A 17268-nucleotide genomic window follows, 5' to 3' on the forward strand; every position below is an offset into this window, starting at 1 on the left:
ACGCATTGAATGGGCGATCGTCTGCATGACTGTCAGACGTCACACTTATTTTTATCAGACGTTAGTGGGTGGGGGAGCACCGTGCCGGCGACCGGTTTTTTGTTGAAATAGCCGTCGAGCTTGCAACTGGGCGCAGGGGGAATCGAGGCAGTCATTGTGGTCGTTGCGAGAGGGCATCCGGGCTCCTGCTGGATGGGTGGTCGGTTTCAATTGCTGATCCGAGAAAACAGTATTTATTTATCGCCTGCTCCATGTCTAGTTAATTTTTCACCGTGTTTCCAGGCCCGGAAATGCGGCGAAATGCCCGTATGCCGGGGGCTACGGCGATCTCGACTGATCTTGTAGGCCATCGCCTGTAAAGGTATCGGAGATTGCCGATTTTAAAGCCGGGACACTCTGTGCAATCGGCTGAAACGAAACGCCCCCGATTGCGCGACTTGCGGCACAATTACCCGGATATTGATGGTGTGAAGCCGTTTTCTTCCTTTAAACAGAGTGATCATTCGTGCAGTCGACCCGTTTGACGCTGATGTGCCACGCAAGAACCGTCGCACAGAAACTTGGGCGTTTTCCTACAGATGAGCCATTGGAGATGGCCGGGCAATCGGCGATGGGTTCCCGTCGGGCCCGGTTCAAGGGAACGCCGCGCCTTCTCTGCGGCCCCGAACTGCGGGCCCGGCAAACCGCCGGGTTGTTCGGCAGCGACGTGGAGGTGGTCCCGGCGTTGAGGGATTGCGATTTCGGGCGCTGGAAAGGTGCGCGGATCGACGATTTGTATAAATCCGAACCGCAAATGCTCCAGGCCTGGCTCGACGACCCTGATTCGGCGCCCCATGGCGGCGAGTCGGTGGTGCAACTCGGTGAACGGGTGGCGGCCTGGCTGACGACGCTGGAGGCGACGCCGGGGCACATCGTTGCCATCACCCATCCGTTTGTCATTCGCGCCGCGCTGACTCAAGCGCTGCAAGCCGCGGCGTTCAATCTGATCGATGTCGAGCCGCTGTCAGCCATCGAGTTACGGTTCAATGGTTGCTGGCGCTTGCGTTTAATCGGCACTGACCTCGAGGAAACACAATGATGAAAAAACTTCTGGTCATCGGCATCGGTGCCGGCAACCCCGACTACATCACGATGCAAGCGGTGAAAGCGCTGAACCTGGTCGACGTGTTTTTCCTCATGGACAAGGGCCAGAGCAAAGACAAACTGATCGACCTGCGCCGGGAGATCTGCGATCGCTACATCACGGATCGCACGTATCGCTTCGTCGAAGCCCACAGCCCGGAGCGTGAGCGGGGTGATGTGGACTACAAGACCAGCGTGGATGACCTGAACCTGGCCAAGCAAATGACCTTTGAACGGTTGATCAATGAGGAAATGACCGACGACCAGTGCGCCGGTTTTCTGGTGTGGGGCGACCCGGCGTTGTACGACAGCACCATTCGGATCCTGCAGGCGATTCTGGCCTCGGGGCGCTGCATGTTCGAGTTCGACGTGATCCCCGGCATCACCAGCGTCCAGGCGCTGGCGGCTCGGCACAAGGTGCCGTTGAATCGCATCGGCCGCTCGATTGAAATCACCACCGGCCGGCGCTTGGCGGCGGGGCAGGTGAGCGATGCCGACAGCCTGGTGGTGATGCTCGATGCAGAAGATTCCTACCATCAGGTGGCGGATCAGGAGACGCAGATTTACTGGGGGGCCTACCTGGGGACACCCGATGAAATTCTCATCAGCGGCAAGCTCGAGGAGGTGGCGGATGAGATCGAGCGGGTGCGCAAGGCGGCGCGGTTGGCCAATGGGTGGATCATGGATACCTATTTATTGCGTAAGCCTTGAGTGCATCGGTGTCTGGGCTCGCGAAGGGGCCCTCGAATACACCTCAAGAAATTGTTTGTATCCCACGCCCAAACCGCTCCCGATACACCGACGGCGGCACCCCGACCACGCTGCGAAACGCCACCCGGAAACTCTCCACCGAACGATAGCCACAGCGCTCGGCAATCTGCTCGGTGTGCAGGCGGGTACATTCCAGCAGTTCACGGGCCCGCCCCAGGCGTTCATGCTGCAACCAGGCCTTGGGCGGCATGCCGGTGGCGTCGGTGAAGCGACGCAGGAATGTGCGTTCACTCATGGCCGCCTCTCTGGCCATGTCGCGCACCTCAAGCGGTTCATGCAAGCGTTCCCGGGCCCACTGCATGACACGCGAAAGATCACTGCGCGGCGCGGCACTAACCGGTGTCGGAATGAATTGCGCCTGGCCGCCGGTGCGTTGTGGCGCCATCACCAGGCGCCGCGCCACCGAATTGGCCACCTGGGTGCCGAAGTCCCGCGCCACCAGATGCAGGCAGGCATCAATGCCGGCAGCGCTGCCGGCCGAGGTGATCAGCTGACCCGAATCGACGTAGAGCACGTCCGGGTCCACCAGAATGTTGGGGAAACGTTCGGCCAGTTCCGTGGCGTAGCGCCAATGGGTGGTGCCGCCGTGGCCGTCGAGCAAACCGGTGGCCGCCAGCACGAACACCCCCGAGCAGATCGACAGTAACCGCGCACCCCGTGCATGGGCTTGGCGCAGCGCCGCGATCAAGGCCTCGGGCACCGGGGCGCTGCGGTCGCGCCAGCCGGGAATGATGATGGTCCGGGCAACCGCGAGCAATTCCATGCCGCCATCGGCCAACACTTGAATGCCGCCCATGGCCCGCATCGGACCCTGATCCACGGCGGCGATCCGATGCTCGTACCAGGGGAAATCGAACTCCGGGCGTGCCAGGCCGAAGATCTCCACGGCGATGCCGAATTCAAACGTGCACAGGCCGTCGTAGGCCAGAATCGCTACCAATCCAGGGGTGGGCTGCATTTGGCGGAAAGTTCCCGGTGAGTGTCTTGCGCGCCACTGTAGCCGCAAGCCGCGAGCGGATAAAGTCTTCGCACACCTACCGAGACTCTGGAGAACCACCCATGACCAGCCTGGTCCGCGAGATTCCCGCCGCCCCATCGGCCATCGCCCTGAGGCATTTCAGCAACCGTCTGACCTATGAAACCGACTGTTCCGACGTCCATGGCAGCCAACAGGCCGGCGACGTGGGATTTATTCTGGTGGATGTGCGAGGCCCGCTGGCGTACGAACGGGGTCATGTGCCGGGCGCGATCAATATTCCGGGACGACTGCTGACCGCAGAAGGTCTGGCGGCCTACCCGAAAACCGGCTTGTTCGTGGTGTATTGCGCCGGGCCCCACTGCAATGGCGCCAACAAGGCCGCAGTGAAACTGGCGGCGCTGGGGTACCCGGTCAAGGAGATGATCGGCGGGGTGACGGGGTGGCTGGATGAAGGATTTGAATTGAGCGTGGCGGCTGCACGCACCGCCACGGCGATCACCGGTTGCGAATGCTGACGTCCAGACATCGCGGAACGATTGTGGCGAGGGAGCTTGCTCCCGCGCGGCTGCGAAGCAGTCGCAAAGTCTGTGCACGCAATCCACGGGAGAATAGTGTTGGCTGAGTTGGGGGCCGCTTCGCAGCCCAGCGGGAGCAAGCTCCCTCGCCACAGGGTTAGTGTGTGCCTGGCGATGCCGCCCACCACTCATCCAGCGTCACCTGCAACCAGTCAAAGACGGCTGCATGGGCGGCGCTGTCCTGTGGTTCCCGAGGCATCGGCGACTCGTCGGCAAAGTGCGCATTGAGCGTCGCCACGGACTCAGCATTCCACTCCGGATGAAACTGCAACCCCAGCCGCGTCGGTCCCACGCGATACATCTGCTGCCGGCACTGATCACTGCTGGCCAGCAACTGCGCATCGGGCGGCAGGTCGATCGCGTCTTCGTGCCACTCCAGCACGTTGAGCCTATGGCCATCGGCAAAAGTCACCGGGGTCCAGTCGGTTTCGCTGCGCTCCATCCGCTGCACATTGCCGCCCAGACTCAACGCCAGCAACTGCGCCCCCAGGCAAATCGCAAACACCGCCGCGCCCTGGTCCAGACTGCCCGCCAGCCATTGCCGTTCGGCTTCCAGCCACGCCGGCCCCGCGTTGGACTCATAGGGCCCGCCCAACAGAATCACCGGTGCCGCACCCACCGGCGGCAACCGGCCGAGGTCGGCGCGAAAGACATTCAGCGTCAGGCCTCGGGCTGCGGCCCATTCGGCAATGGCGCCGGGACCTTCGGCGGGGTGGTGCTGGATCAGGTTCAACGTGGGCATCACGCTTCTCGTGTTGGGCGATGGGTGCTCAATGTGCCGCAAAAAATCACTCGTCGCCAGTCGGAGCAATCAATCGGATTTGTACCGAAACCTTGTAGGTTTTGTCCGAAACAAGGGCTTGTCCTACAGTCCTTGTACCGCCTTGGCGCAGGCTTCAAGCGTCTCTAAACTGGCTATCACTTTTTTATAAGTATTTGTCGCTTAAACACAATTTGCCCTGTGGAAGCCCCTCTAGACTGCCGGCCACTTCGGTGGCTCTCCAACCGCGATCAGCCCCCGGAACCAGCAACCGAAAGCCAATCGAAAGCTGCCAATAAAAGCCTCCGCACCCAGGAGTTATAAATGAAGAAGCTAGTGATGTTCGGTGCCCTGGCACTGTCTATGTTGTCCCTGACCGCCGTGGCCGATGACGCCAAGCCGATCCGCATCGGTATCGAAGCCGGGTACCCGCCATTCTCGATGAAAACCCCTGACGGTAAACTCACCGGTTTCGACGTCGACATCGGCGACGCGCTATGCGAACAGATGAAAGTGAAATGCACCTGGGTCGAGCAAGAGTTCGACGGCCTGATCCCGGCCCTGAAGGTCAAGAAAATCGACGCCATCCTGTCGTCGATGACCATCACTGACGACCGTAAGAAAAACGTCGATTTCACCATCAAGTACTATCACACCCCGGCGCGCTTCGTGATGAAGCAAGGCACCGACGTCAAGGACCCGCTGACCGAACTCAAGGGCAAGAAAGTCGGTGTGCTGCGTGCCAGTACCCACGACCGTTTCGCCACCGAAGTGCTGCAACCGGCCGGCATTATCCTGGTGCGCTACAGCTCCCAACAGGAAGCCAACCTGGACATGGTCTCCGGTCGTCTCGACGCGATGCTGGCCGACTCGGTCACCCTCGACGACGGCTTCCTGAAAACCGACGCGGGCAAGGGCTTCGCCTTCGTCGGCCCGACCTATGAAGACGCCAAGTACTTCGGCGGCGGCGCCGGTATCGCCGTGCGCAAGGGTGATAAAGCGCTGGCGGACAAATTCAACACCGCCATCACCGAAATCCGCGCCAACGGCAAGTACAAGCAAGTGCAGGACAAGTACTTCGACTTCGACGTTTACGGCCATTAATCACGGCGTTCAAAAAGGTGGCCACCGTTCACGCGGTTGCCACTTTTTTTATGTCCTCGAGTCAGGCCGCGATCCTTTGTGGTGATCTCAGTGCCCCTATATCGGAGTTACCCATGCAACGCATCGACCATCCACTGCCCTGGAGCCACCTGGGGACCGAGCGCACCCTCAGTGTGTTTCGCTTTGGCGCCGGGACGCGCAAGGTCTACATCCAGGCCAGCCTGCATGCTGACGAATTGCCTGGCATGCGCACCGCCTGGGAGTTGAAGCAGCGCCTGGCCGAACTTGAAACCCAGGGTCAGTTGCAGGGCATCATCGAACTGGTACCGGTGGCCAATCCCATCGGCCTCGACCAGCACCTGCAAGGCAGCCACATGGGGCGCTTCGAATTGGGCAGCGGCAAGAATTTCAACCGCTCGTTCGTCGAGCTCAGTGCACCGGTCGCCGATCTGGTCGGCGATCGCCTGGGCAATGATGCCTCCCTCAACATCGCGCTGATTCGCCAAGCCATGGGCCACGTGCTCGATGGCTTGCCTGCTCCGGTTTCGCAGCTGGAAGCCATGCACCGCTTGCTCCTGCGCCACGCCTGCGACGCCGATATCACCCTCGATCTGCATTGCGACTTCGACGCGGCCATTCATCTTTATGCCTTGCCGCAACACTGGCCGCAGTGGCAGTCCCTGGCGGCTCGCCTGAAGGCCGGTGTGGCGTTGTTGTGTGAAGATTCCGGTGGCAGCTCTTTCGACGAGTCCTGCTCCTCGCCCTGGTTGCGCCTGGCAAGGGCCTTCCCTGAAGCGGCGATTCCACCGGCCAACCTGGCGACCACACTGGAACTGGGCAGCATGGGCGACACCCGGGTCGACCAGGCCCGGGCCAATGGCGAGGCGATCCTCGGGTTCCTTGCCGAGCAGGGTTTCATCAAGGGCACCTGGCCGGCGGCGCCGGATGAATGCTGTGAAGGCATGCCGTTCGAAGGCACCGAATACCTGTTTGCGCCACATCATGGGGTGGTCAGTTTTTTGCGCGAGGCCGGAGAGTGGGTCGAGCAGGGAGATGCGCTGTTCGAAGTGGTCGATCCGTTGAGTGATCGGGTGACGATAGTGCGGGCCGGGACCCGTGGGGTGTTGTTTGCGATTGATCGCGGGCGCTATACGCAACCGGGTATCTGGCAGGCGAAAGTCGCGGGGCGTGAGCCGATTCGGGTTGGGAAACTGATAAACGATTGAGGTTTTTACTGGATATTCTTTAGCGAACTTCCGGGCCTCTTCGCCGGCTTGCCGGCGAAGACGGCCCAAGCAGCGATACCGATCCACAGGCCATCATCGACATCCCGTTCCACAGTGTTAGGCTCTACCCGAATCCTGCAACTGTGAAGGAAGGTTCATGTTGAAGTTTTTCGCTCTGCTGACGCTGCTGGCGTCCGCCGCCGTCCACGCTCAAACCCCGCTGCAAACCGATCTGCCGCTCAAGTACCTGGAGCAGACCCACGCCGAATCCCGCGATCAACCCCTGGTGATTTTCCTCCACGGCTACGGCAGTAACGAGCAGGACCTGTTCGACATCAAGGATGAGTTGCCCACGCACTATAACTACCTGTCGGTGCGGGCGCCGATGGTGATGGAGGAGGGCAGTTACAAGTGGTTTCGCGAAAAAGGCACAGGTGCCTATAACGGCGAAACCGATGATCTGAAGTCCAGCGCGCAGGTGCTGCAGGATTTCGTCGCACAGGCGGCGAAGAAATATCACACTCAACCGGACAAGGTGTTCCTGGTGGGCTTCAGCCAGGGGGCGATCATGTCCTACGAAGTGGCGCTGCGTCAGCCCGAGGCAGTGGGTGGAATCGCGGCGTTGAGTGGGCGGATTCTGCCGGTGCTCAAGTCCGAGCTCAAACCGGATGAAAAACGCCGGTCGCTGGCGATTTTCATCGGTCATGGCACGGCGGACAAACGCCTTCCGTACAACGACGGCACTGACGCTGACAGCCTGTTGCAGAGCCTGTCACTCAAGCCTGAGTTCCATGCCTACCCGGGTGTCGGTCACAGCATCAGCGCTACCGAGATGCAGGATTTGAGCGCCTGGCTGCAGCGTCTCAATCCCTGATGGTTACTTGCCGGTGACGATCTGTTTGACCAGCGCCTCGTGCCCGGCATTGTCGCTGAGGCGGGAAATCACCTGAACGATCGCCATGCGCTTGTTGGACGCGGCCATCAGCGTGGTGTCGAGGGTTTTGCCGCCGCCCTGGGTGGCGGTGCTGTCGATCTGCCGCAGCCCCAGGCCGGTGCCTTTCTGGGTCAGGCTTTTTTCGCTGAGTTTGGTGAAGTCCGGCAGCGCGGCGGCTTGCTCGGTGGCGAAGTTGGACACTGCGGAGTCGAGGAACTGGCCGTCGTTGTCCTTGACGTTGACGCCGCCGGGAATGGTGTTTTCAGCGGCGATCACCACGGTTTTGGTGGTGTTGTTGGTGTACATGGTGCCCGTTGCCCCGGCGGTACCGGTCGCCGCGTCACCGGCGGGCAACGGGGTGGCGATAAAGCCCTTGGGCAAGGTGAATTTGAACTTGCCGCCCAGCATCGACACCTTCTGTACCGGCGCCTTGTCGCTGGCCGGCGCCTTGGCGGCCTGTGCATTCAACGCGGTGAAGCCGGCGACCGCCATCAGCAACAGGACAACGGCTTTTTTACTCAACAATGACATTCAACTCTCCAGGGATGGTCGCGCTTTGGCGGGCGATGATCCCACAGAGTCCGGTGCTCTCACACTGTGCCGTGCATTGCCGGGGTTGGATTACGACAACTGGTTCACCCGCGGTCCCGCCTGTTCTCGTCGGGTAAGTGACCCTCCTGGCCGCCACCGTTAGAACTGCCTAGCGCCTGATTGCCGGCCCCCCAACTTCGGGCACCGGTTTTGCTGGTTTTGCCAACAGGCGCTTGGTGACCCCGAGCATGGCCACGGATACCGCGACGCCGAGGCCGAAACCGCTCAGGCCCATGCTTGGCAAGGTCAATGCCAGGACCAGACAGAACGCGGCAAACGAATACATCCCGGTCGCGGTGGCCCGCAGCAAGGCCGCCGTAAAAGCCGGCCCGCGGGTTTGCTGGGAGAACACCGCCATCACGCTGCCCAGGACCGGGAATACCGCAAGCAGGCCGCTCCAGCGTTCGCCGACGGTGCTGGCCAGCAGCGTGACGGCCAGGGTCAGCAGGGCACCGGCCATCATGCGCAACAGTAATTTGTCGGACTTCGGTGCCGGGCCTGAAAGGATGGGCTGCACCTTTGGAAACAGATACGGCGCCGCCAGCAGCGCTGTCGCGGCGGCAATCACCGAGAACACCAGCGACGGTGGAATCAATGACAGCACAACAGCCGCCGTGGCCCAGACCGTCAGCGAAATCACCAGAGCCCAAGGCCAACCGGCTCGCTGTGCGACCTGAGCGTAGGTCACACAGAAGGCTATCATCGCGAACATGGCCGATAACGCCGCGGTCGCGGACTGTGCGGCGAACACTTCACCTTGCTCGATGGCGAGGAAGAACAGAATCGGCCCGACCACCACCGGCAACCCCGACAGCCAACCGGCGACACTCGGACCCCAGCGTTTACCGGCCAGGGAAATCAGCAAGAGAAATCCGGGAATTACCAACAGTTTGAGCAGCAGCACGCACGCACCTCCGACCTGAGTGAGGGGCAACGTTAGCATTGCCGGCGGAGGATTGCTTTATCGATGGCCGAGTTTTGTATACAAGGTGGGCGTTAAAATCGGCTGATCAGGCCCCGGTCACTGTAAGAGCTGCCGCAGGCTGCGATCTTTTGATCTTGTTTTTGATTTTTTCAAGGCCGCAGATGAGCAAGATCAAGAGATCGCAGCCTCGTTTCACTCGGCAGCTCCTACAGGGGGACGGGTTTACAGTTTCGGAAATGGGTAGGACCCGGTGCGACGTGAGTCGCACCGGGGGTGTTGCCAGGCTGCGACGGTTCTTCGTGGGCCCCCGCGCAGTCTGTTGAACGCTTACGCCCGCTCGATCGCCAGTGCCACGCCCTGGCCACCACCGATGCACAGGGTGGCGAGGCCTTTCTTGGCGTCACGCTTGATCATTTCATGCAGCAAGGTCACCAGCACCCGGCAACCCGAGGCACCGATGGGGTGACCCAGGGCGATGGCGCCACCGTTGACGTTGACCTTGTCCAGGTCCCATTCCAGGTCCTTGGCCACCGCCAGGGATTGCGCGGCGAAGGCTTCGTTGGCTTCGATAAGGTCCAGCTGATCGATCGACCAGCCGGCCTTGTCCAGGCAGCTGCGAGTGGCCGAGACCGGGCCGATGCCCATGATGGCCGGGTCGACGCCCGCGTTGGCGTACGCGGCGATTTTCGCCAGCACTGGCAAACCCAGGGCCTTGGCTTTTTCCGCGCTCATCAGGATCACGGCGGCGGCCCCGTCGTTCAGGGACGACGCGTTACCGGCAGTCACCGAACCGTCCTTCTTGAAGGCGGCTTTGAGCTTGCCCAGGGCTTCGGCGGTGGTGCCGGCCCGTGGCTGTTCATCGGTGGCGAAGGACAGCGGATCGCCCTTGCGCTGAGGAATCAGGATCGGCGTGATCTCATCGGCAAAACGCCCGGCTTCGATGGCGGCCGTGGCTTTCTGCTGGGAGGCCGCGGCGAAGGCGTCCTGTTGCTCGCGGGTCAGGTTGTATTGTTGCGCCAGGTTTTCGGCGGTGATGCCCATGTGGTAATCGTTGAACGCATCCCACAGGCCGTCGCTGATCATGGTGTCGACGATTTGCGCGTTACCCATGCGCAGGCCGGTGCGCGCACCGGGCATGACGTAGTTGGACAGGCTCATGTTTTCCTGGCCGCCGGCAATGATCACCTCGGCATCGCCACAGCGAATAGCCTGGGTGGCCAAGTGCAGGGCTTTGAGGCCCGAGCCGCAGACCTTGTTCAGGGTCATGGCCGGCACGGCGAAGGGCAGGCCGGCCTTGATCGAGGCCTGGCGCGCAGGGTTTTGCCCGGCGCCGGCGGTCAATACCTGGCCCATGATCACTTCATCGACTTCGGCAACGTCCAGGCCGGTTTGCGCCAGTAACTGACGGATCACCGCAGCCCCGAGGTCAACCGCGGACACGTTGGCCAGGGCGCCCTGGAAACTGCCGATGGCGGTTCGGGTGGCGGCGACAATGACGACTTCTTGCATGGAAAGATTCCTCACTGGGCAGTGAACTGCATTTCCGGTACGTGATCGGGCACGATCAGTTTGCCGGCGGTCTTGGCGACGATCTCTTCAACGCTGACGCCCGGCGCACGTTCCTTGAGAATGAACGCGCCGTTTTCGATTTCCAGGTAAGCCAGGTCGGTCAGCACACGCTTGATGCAACCGGCACCGGTCAGCGGCAGGCTGCATTTGGACAGGAGCTTGGACTCACCGTCCTTGGACGCGTGGGTCATGATGACGATGATGTTGTCTGCGCCGGCCACCAGGTCCATGGCGCCACCCATGCCTTTGACCAGTTTGCCGGGGATCATCCACGAGGCAATGTTGCCTTGCACGTCTACCTCAAAGGCACCCAGCACGGTCAGGTCGACATGACCACCGCGAATCATCGCGAAGGACTCGGCGGAGGAAAAGATCGAAGCGCCGATACGCGCGGTCACGGTTTGTTTGCCGGCGTTGATCATGTCGGCATCGATGGTTTCTTCAGTAGGGAAGGGACCCATGCCGAGCAGGCCATTTTCCGACTGCAGCATGACTTCCATGCCTTCGGGGATGTAGTTGGCGACCAGGGTCGGAATGCCGATGCCCAGGTTCACGTAAAAGCCGTCCTGCATTTCGCGGGCGACGCGTTGAGCCATTTGTTCGCGGGAAAGTGCCATTGTTGTTATTCCTTCATTCGGTCCGGGGGCAGGGGATCACTTACGCACGGTGCGCTGTTCGATGCGCTTCTCGAACGTGCCGCAAATGACCCGGTCGACGTAGATGCCAGGGGTGTGGATCTGCGCCGGGTCCAGCTCGCCGGGCTCGACGATTTCTTCGACTTCGACCACGGTGATCTTGCCGGCAGTGGCGGCCAGCGGGTTGAAGTTCTGAGCGGTGTGGCGATAGATCACGTTGCCGAAATGGTCGGCTTTCCAGCCTTTGACGATGGCGAAGTCACCGGTGATGGATTCTTCCATCAGGTACTGGCGGCCATGGAACTCGCGCACTTCCTTGCCTTCGGCCACCGGGGTACCGACGCCAGTAGCGGTGAAGAACGCCGGGATGCCGGCGCCGCCTGCGCGCATTTTTTCGGCAAGGGTGCCTTGGGGGGTCAGGATGACTTCGATTGCGCCGCTCAGCAGTTGCTCCTCGAACATTTTGTTCTCGCCGACGTAGGACGCCACCACTTTGCTGATCTGCCGGTCTTCCAGCAGCACGCCGAGGCCGAAACCGTCGACGCCACAGTTGTTGGAAACGACGGTGAGGTCACGGGTGCCTTTGCGCTTGATCTCAGCGATCAGGTTTTCCGGGATCCCGCACAGGCCGAAGCCGCCGGCGATCACGGTCATGCCGTCTTCAAGACCTGCCAACGCTTCCTCGTAGGAACTCACGCGCTTGTCGAAACCTGCCATATGCACCTCTTTTATTCTTTATGGGCGGCTGGCTAGCCGAATGGAATGGAGTGTCTCGCTGCTGGATTTATTTGTTAAGTTGATTTTTAAGGTTGATTGATAGATAAAACTCACCAATCTGTAGGAACTGGCTTGTCGGATCGCCGCACCGCAGCGAAGGCGGCCAGTTGAACGCCGCAGGACCTGGGAAGGACCTCGGAGGGCTCTCGGGCCCCTTCGCTGGCAAGCCAGCTCCTACAGGAATGCGGATTACGTTGGAGGCAGTGTTCATGACAGTCAAGCAGATCCGTGCATTCCTGGCCGTGGCCCAGAGCCTGAGCTTTGCCGTAGCCTGCGAGCGTTTGCACCTGTCGCAATCGGCGTTGAGCCTGACCATCAAAGCGCTGGAGGAGGGCCTGGGCGGGCGTTTGTTCACCCGCAACACGCGCAATGTGGCGCTGACCCCGGAAGGCGAGTCGCTGGTGCCGCTGGCGCGGCGACTGATTGCCGACTGGGACAATGCCGAGGATGAGCTGCGCCAGCGCTTCACCCTACAGCGCGGTCGCGTGACTCTGGCGGCCATGCCTTCGTTTGCCGGCAACCTGTTGCCACCGATCCTCAAGACTTTCCGTGCCCGATATCCAAAGGTCAACGTCACGGTGAATGACGTGATCAATGAGCAAGTGCTGGAAATGGTGCGCGACCGGCAGGTGGAATTGGGGGTGGCGTTTGAGCCGATGCAGAGTTTGTCGCTGCAATTCACGCCGTTATACATGGACCGGTTTGTGGCGGTGGTGCCGCATGATTCTGCGTTGGCGCAACGGCGCGATATCGACTGGCAGACCTTGCTGAAGGAGCCGTTCATCACCTTGCAGCGACCCTCGACGGTGCGGGTGATGCTCGAAGAACACTTGCAGGCCCGGGGCATGAAATTGCCGGTGGAGTTTGAAAGCCATCAATTGGCGACGGTCGGAAGGATGGTCGCCAGCGGGTTGGGCGTCAGCGCCGTGCCAGCGCTGTGCGCCGGACAGATGCGGGAGCTGGGCGCGCGGTGTATTACCTTGCGCGATCCGGTGGTGGAGCGGGCGATCGGGGTGTTGACCACACCTGGAGGGGAACTGTCGGCGGCGGCGCAGGCGTTGTTCGATATCCTGAAAGAAGAAAACCTGGGCCAGCAGGTCTCCAAGAACTGATCACAGTCCCCTACAGGGTTTTGGGTTAATCAGGGAGAGAGGCGCTGAGTCAGCAACGGCAAAAGCTGTTCGCACGAACCCTCAATTTTCAAATCAAGAATGTCATCCGCCCGAGTCTTCCCCAAGTTGATCGCAATCAGCGGCTTGCCTTGATCCGCCACCGCCCGACACAACCGAAACGCCGAATAGGCCATCAACGAAGACCCGACCACCAGCAATCCCGCGGCCTTTTCGACCGCCGCCATAGCCCTGGCTGCCGTCTGCTGAGCTACGTTCTCGCCAAAAAATACCACATCCGGCTTCATACGCTCCCCCGCGCAATGCGGGCAATGAGGCACCTGAAAGCGCGCCTCGAACGCGGCGTCGAGCAGGGTGTCGCCGTCCGGGGCTTGCACGGCGTCCACCCCCGCCAGGTAAGGATTCTGTGCCTCCATCAATTGCTGGATCGAATCCCGCTCGCTGCGCTGCCCGCAGTCCAGGCACAACACCCGGTGCAGGCTGCCGTGAAGTTCGATCACGTCATGGCTGCCAGCCTGGTCGTGCAAGGTATCGACGTTCTGGGTGATCAGCCCGCTGATCTGCCGCGAGCTTTGCAAGCCGGCCAAGGCTTCGTGGGCCTCGTTCGGTCGGGCCTGGCGCACCCGCGGCCAGCCAAGCATCGCCCGCGCCCAATAGCGGCGCCGGGATTCGGGGGCCGAGAGGAATTCCTGGTACATCATCGGTTGCCGGCCCCGCCGCACACCCTGGTTGTCGCGGTAATCCGGAATGCCCGACGGGGTGCTGATGCCAGCACCGGTCAGGACCACAAACGGTTGATCGGCCATCAGCTGCTGGAGCCGGTCGAGTTGTTCGCGGATGAGGCTGTCTGGCATGTTCAACACTCCGCAGGCTTTTGACTGTTTGCAGGGTAGCATTTGTCGATCACCCGGGCAGGTGGTCTGCGGATGGCTGGGAACAGCACAACGCGGTCCAATGTAGGACCTGCCGCAGGCTGCGATCTTTTGATCTTCAGCGATTTCAGCATCGCCAATTCAGGATCAAAAGATCGCAGCCTGCGGCAGCTCCTACAGTAAGCGGTAAGCGGTATCTATTTACGGGCCTCCAGAATCAGGTTGAACGGCGTTTCCGTGGCCCGTCGGAACGTCTTGAAGCCCGCCTCGGTAAAGACCTTGCGCAACCGCGCCTCACCCGCCTGGGCACCGAGCCCGAGGCCGACTTCCTGGGACAGCGAGTTCGGGGTGCAGATGAAGGTCGAGGCGGCGTAGAACAAACGGCCAACCGGGGTGATGTTGTCGTCGAGCGAGTCGTTGGCGAACGGTTCCACCAGCAGCACCGTGCCGTCCGGTTTCAGCGACTCATAGGCATGCCGCGCCGCGCCCACCGGGTCGCCCATGTCATGCAGGCAGTCGAAGTAGCAGACCAGGTCATAGTCATTGCCGGGGTAGCTTTTTGCCGTGCCCTGGAAGAACCGCGCACGCCCGGACACGCCACCTTCTTCCGCGCGCTGGGTGGCGACGGTGACGGAGGGCGCGTGGTAGTCGAAACCGACGAACCGCGAATCCGGGAACGCCTGGGCCATGATCACGGTGGATGCGCCATGGCCGCAGCCGATGTCCGCCACCTTGGCGCCAGACTCCAGTTTGGCGACCACGCCTTCGAGTGCCGGTAGCCATTCGGCGATCAAGTGCGCTTTATAGCCTGGCCGGAAGAACCGCTCCGTGCCGTTGAACATGCACGGATGGTGATCGCCCCAGGCGAGGGCGCCGTTGCCGCGCATGGCGTTGACCAGTTTGTCCTTGTCATGGAAAAACGACGCGACCACCCCGATACCGCCCGCCACATAGACTGGCGAGTCTTCGTTCGCCAGCGCGAGGGCTTGCTCTTCGGGCAGGCGGAACTGGCCGTCGCTGTGTTCCATGTACCCGGAGGCGGCGTGGGCACTGAGCCATTCACGCAGCAAGCGCGTGTTGCAGCCGGTCTTTTCGGCGAGTGCTTCAGGGGTGATTGGCTGGCTGTCGCCCATGGCCCGGTACAGTCCGAGTTCTTCACCGAGGATGACATTGGCCAGCATCGCCGCGCCGCCCATGTCGTTCACCAGTTTACCCATGAAATCATTGAGTCGGGCCTCGTCCATCACGTTGCTCCTGTGGCAGGATCACGGTCCAGAGGCGAGGTTATTCGAAGTGTTCAGCCCTGGGCGGTGGTCGTGGGAATGATCAGGACTTCGAGTACGTCCTGCGTGCATTAAGTTTAGTCCGGGGGCAGTGGCCTGCTGGCTGGAGCGACGAAAGTCCCCTGTGGCTCCAATATCCGGTTTAACGCTGAACCCTGTGGGAGCGGGCTTGCCCGCGATGGCGGCATGTCAGGCGACAAAAATGCTGGATGTGCCGGCCTAATCGCGGGCAAGCCCGCTCCCACAGGGTTTAGCAGTAACCGAATGGATCGTGTGTATCCCACTGTATCCAAACCCCTCCTCGATACAGTACCTCCCATTCCGGGGGCGGCAGAACACAGTCCCGATACACCCCCGCGATCAACTGTGATTCCGTTCTGACAACCCTCGAGATCGACATCATGCAGACCCCCCTCACATCAGCGAAGGCCAGCGTCGGGCTCGGCCTGCGTCGCGGTTTAATGAAAGACCTCCAGGCCGCTGCGGTGGGCGATTTCGACTTTCTGGAAGTCGCTCCGGAGAACTGGATCGGCATCGGCGGTGCCCATGGTGCTGCGCTGCGCGCCCTGGCCGAACGTTATCCACTGTCCTGTCACGGCTTGTCCCTGTCGCTGGGCGGACCGGCCCCGCTGGACGTCGGATTTCTGCGGGAAGTCCGGGTTTTCCTCGATCACTACAAGGTGCCGCTGTACAGCGAACACTTGAGCTACTGCAGCGATGACGGCCACCTTTACGACCTGCTGCCATTGCCATTTACCGAAGAAGCCGTGCATTACGTTGCTGCGCGAATCCGCCAGGCCCAGGACATCCTCGGTCGGCGCCTGGCGGTGGAAAACGTTTCTTATTACGCTGCACCACAGCAGGACATGGACGAGGTGACCTTCACCAACGCGGTGCTGCGCGAAGCCGATTGCGACCTGTTGCTGGACGTCAACAATGTGTACGTCAACTCGATCAATCACGATTTCGATCCGCAGGCCTTTCTCGCGTGTATCGACTCGGACCGCGTGGTGGCGATGCACGTGGCCGGGCACTTCGATGAGTCCGACACCTTGAAAATCGACACCCACGGCGCTTCGGTCAAACCGGTGGTCTGGTCGTTGCTGGCCCAGGCTTACGGCCGGTTCGGCGCGCAGCCAACCTTGCTGGAACGGGATTTCAATTTCCCTGCGTTCTCGGAGCTGGTGGCCGAATTGCAGACTATCCGCCGCCTGCAAGCCGTGGAGGTGAACCGTGGATAAGCACTCGCTGCATCAGCAGCAAACGACGATGGGTCTTTACCTGCGCGATCCCGAGCATTACGCGCCGCCGGCCGGAATGGACGTGGCGCGGGCCCGGGTTTACCGCGAGCTGATCTTCTCGAACCTGTCATCGTTGCTCAGCGGGACCTTTCCGGTGCTGATCAAGACGCTTGGCGATGAACATTGGCGCTCTCTGGTGCGCAGCTTCTTGCGGGACTACCGCGCGCGCACGCCGAAATTCGGCGAAATCGCCCAGGAATTTGTCGAATTCCTCGCCTCTGATGCGCACGCCTCGAGCGAAGGGCCGTGGCCGCCGTTCATGGTCGAATTGGCGCATTACGAGTGGATCGAGATGGCACTGCAACAGTCCGAAGCCGAGCACTTGCCGGCCAGCGATGCCGGGTTGCTGCTGGGTCGATCGTTGCAGGTTTCGCCGCTGGCCTGGCCCTTGGCCTATGCCTGGCCCGTGCAGCGGGTCGGCCCGGATCATCGACCTGAAGCGCCACCGGCTCAGCCGACATTGCTGTTGGTGCGCCGGACTGAGGACTGGAGTGTGAAGTTTTCCGAACTGAGCCCGTTGGCGTGGCGGTTGTTGCAGCGGATCGGCGAGTTTCCTGAGCTCAATGGCCGCGCGCAGCTGCAAGGGTTGGCGGTGGAGGCGGGGGTCACCGGGTCATCGGAGTTCATCGACAGCGGGCTGGCATTGTTGCGACAGATGCATGAGGAAGGAGTGGTGGGCGTCGTCGCATAGGGCGCATTCGCCAAAACACCACC

General features: G+C 61.3%; 18 protein-coding genes. 9 read left to right on the forward strand and 9 right to left on the reverse strand.

The window, feature by feature from the left end; genetic code table 11:
- The first annotated feature begins 505 nt into the window (after window positions 1-505).
- Both ACA067_RS11785 and cobF read left to right on the forward strand, forming a co-directional pair.
- Window positions 506-1078 (forward strand): histidine phosphatase family protein, encoded by a 573-nt coding sequence (locus ACA067_RS11785; protein ID WP_497461913.1) that lies wholly within the window; start codon window positions 506-508, stop codon window positions 1076-1078.
- Window positions 1078-1833, forward strand: a complete 756-nt coding sequence (cobF, locus tag ACA067_RS11790) for a precorrin-6A synthase (deacetylating) (RefSeq protein ID WP_497461914.1) — start codon at window positions 1078-1080, stop codon at window positions 1831-1833. The genes ACA067_RS11785 and cobF overlap by 1 nt, the downstream gene beginning before the upstream one ends.
- Window positions 1834-1876: 43 nt before the next feature.
- Here cobF and ftrA read toward each other — a convergent pair whose 3' ends face one another.
- Complete coding sequence (ftrA, locus tag ACA067_RS11795) at window positions 1877-2851, reverse strand: transcriptional regulator FtrA (RefSeq protein ID WP_497461915.1); 975 nt, start codon at window positions 2849-2851, stop codon at window positions 1877-1879.
- A 101-nt stretch (window positions 2852-2952) separates the two neighbouring features.
- Between ftrA and ACA067_RS11800 the strand changes: the two genes are divergently transcribed.
- Window positions 2953-3387 carry a rhodanese-like domain-containing protein gene (locus ACA067_RS11800; RefSeq protein WP_497461916.1) on the forward strand — a complete coding sequence of 145 codons (435 nt, stop codon included), beginning with the start codon at window positions 2953-2955 and terminating at the stop codon, window positions 3385-3387.
- Window positions 3388-3544: 157 nt separating this feature from the next.
- Here the strand turns inward: ACA067_RS11800 and ACA067_RS11805 are convergent, their stop codons facing one another.
- Window positions 3545-4189, reverse strand: coding sequence for a type 1 glutamine amidotransferase (locus ACA067_RS11805; RefSeq protein WP_497461917.1), 645 nt, complete (start codon window positions 4187-4189; stop codon window positions 3545-3547).
- Between the two features lie 342 nt (window positions 4190-4531).
- Between ACA067_RS11805 and ACA067_RS11810 the strand changes: the two genes are divergently transcribed.
- From ACA067_RS11810 to ACA067_RS11820, 3 genes are all read left to right on the forward strand, one after another.
- A complete protein-coding gene (locus ACA067_RS11810; protein ID WP_497461918.1) occupies window positions 4532-5311 on the forward strand; it encodes an ABC transporter substrate-binding protein in 780 nt (259 codons plus the stop codon).
- A 113-nt stretch (window positions 5312-5424) separates the two neighbouring features.
- On the forward strand, window positions 5425-6537 hold the full coding sequence (locus ACA067_RS11815) for a succinylglutamate desuccinylase/aspartoacylase family protein (RefSeq protein ID WP_497461919.1): 1113 nt from the start codon (window positions 5425-5427) through the stop codon (window positions 6535-6537).
- 157 nt (window positions 6538-6694) lie between these two features.
- On the forward strand, window positions 6695-7411 hold the full coding sequence (locus tag ACA067_RS11820; protein WP_497461920.1) for an alpha/beta hydrolase: 717 nt from the start codon (window positions 6695-6697) through the stop codon (window positions 7409-7411).
- A 3-nt stretch (window positions 7412-7414) separates the two neighbouring features.
- Here ACA067_RS11820 and ACA067_RS11825 read toward each other — a convergent pair whose 3' ends face one another.
- The 5 genes from ACA067_RS11825 to ACA067_RS11845 form a co-directional block, all read right to left on the reverse strand.
- Window positions 7415-8002, reverse strand: coding sequence for a DcrB/PsbP domain-containing protein (locus tag ACA067_RS11825; RefSeq protein WP_497461921.1), 588 nt, complete (start codon window positions 8000-8002; stop codon window positions 7415-7417).
- Window positions 8003-8171: 169 nt separating this feature from the next.
- A complete protein-coding gene (locus ACA067_RS11830; RefSeq protein WP_497461922.1) occupies window positions 8172-8966 on the reverse strand; it encodes a hypothetical protein in 795 nt (264 codons plus the stop codon).
- A 348-nt stretch (window positions 8967-9314) separates the two neighbouring features.
- Window positions 9315-10496: an acetyl-CoA C-acetyltransferase gene (locus tag ACA067_RS11835; RefSeq protein WP_497461923.1), complete on the reverse strand. Its 1182-nt coding sequence runs from the start codon at window positions 10494-10496 to the stop codon at window positions 9315-9317.
- Between the two features lie 11 nt (window positions 10497-10507).
- Window positions 10508-11173 carry a CoA transferase subunit B gene (locus ACA067_RS11840; RefSeq protein WP_497456747.1) on the reverse strand — a complete coding sequence of 222 codons (666 nt, stop codon included), beginning with the start codon at window positions 11171-11173 and terminating at the stop codon, window positions 10508-10510.
- A 36-nt stretch (window positions 11174-11209) separates the two neighbouring features.
- A complete protein-coding gene (locus ACA067_RS11845; RefSeq protein ID WP_497461924.1) occupies window positions 11210-11908 on the reverse strand; it encodes a CoA transferase subunit A in 699 nt (232 codons plus the stop codon).
- Between the two features lie 269 nt (window positions 11909-12177).
- Here ACA067_RS11845 and ACA067_RS11850 point away from each other — a divergent pair, with 269 nt between their 5' ends.
- On the forward strand, window positions 12178-13080 hold the full coding sequence (locus tag ACA067_RS11850; RefSeq protein ID WP_497461925.1) for a LysR family transcriptional regulator: 903 nt from the start codon (window positions 12178-12180) through the stop codon (window positions 13078-13080).
- A gap of 29 nt (window positions 13081-13109) precedes the next feature.
- On the opposite strand, the gene ACA067_RS11855 is transcribed toward ACA067_RS11850, so the two are convergent.
- Window positions 13110-13952, reverse strand: coding sequence for an NAD-dependent protein deacetylase (locus tag ACA067_RS11855; protein ID WP_497461926.1), 843 nt, complete (start codon window positions 13950-13952; stop codon window positions 13110-13112).
- Between the two features lie 215 nt (window positions 13953-14167).
- The gene (locus ACA067_RS11860; protein WP_497461927.1) at window positions 14168-15214 is read right to left on the reverse strand and encodes a class I SAM-dependent methyltransferase; all 1047 of its coding nucleotides are present in this window, start codon (window positions 15212-15214) and stop codon (window positions 14168-14170) included.
- 440 nt (window positions 15215-15654) lie between these two features.
- Between ACA067_RS11860 and ACA067_RS11865 the strand changes: the two genes are divergently transcribed.
- Together ACA067_RS11865 and ACA067_RS11870 are read left to right on the forward strand one after the other, a co-directional pair.
- Window positions 15655-16494 (forward strand): HvfB family MNIO-type RiPP peptide maturase, encoded by an 840-nt coding sequence (locus ACA067_RS11865; protein ID WP_497461928.1) that lies wholly within the window; start codon window positions 15655-15657, stop codon window positions 16492-16494.
- Window positions 16487-17245 (forward strand): HvfC family RiPP maturation protein, encoded by a 759-nt coding sequence (locus tag ACA067_RS11870; protein ID WP_497461929.1) that lies wholly within the window; start codon window positions 16487-16489, stop codon window positions 17243-17245. The genes ACA067_RS11865 and ACA067_RS11870 overlap by 8 nt, the downstream gene beginning before the upstream one ends.
- Window positions 17246-17268 lie beyond the last annotated feature (23 nt).

The organism is Pseudomonas sp. LBUM1674 (genome assembly GCF_059695635.1).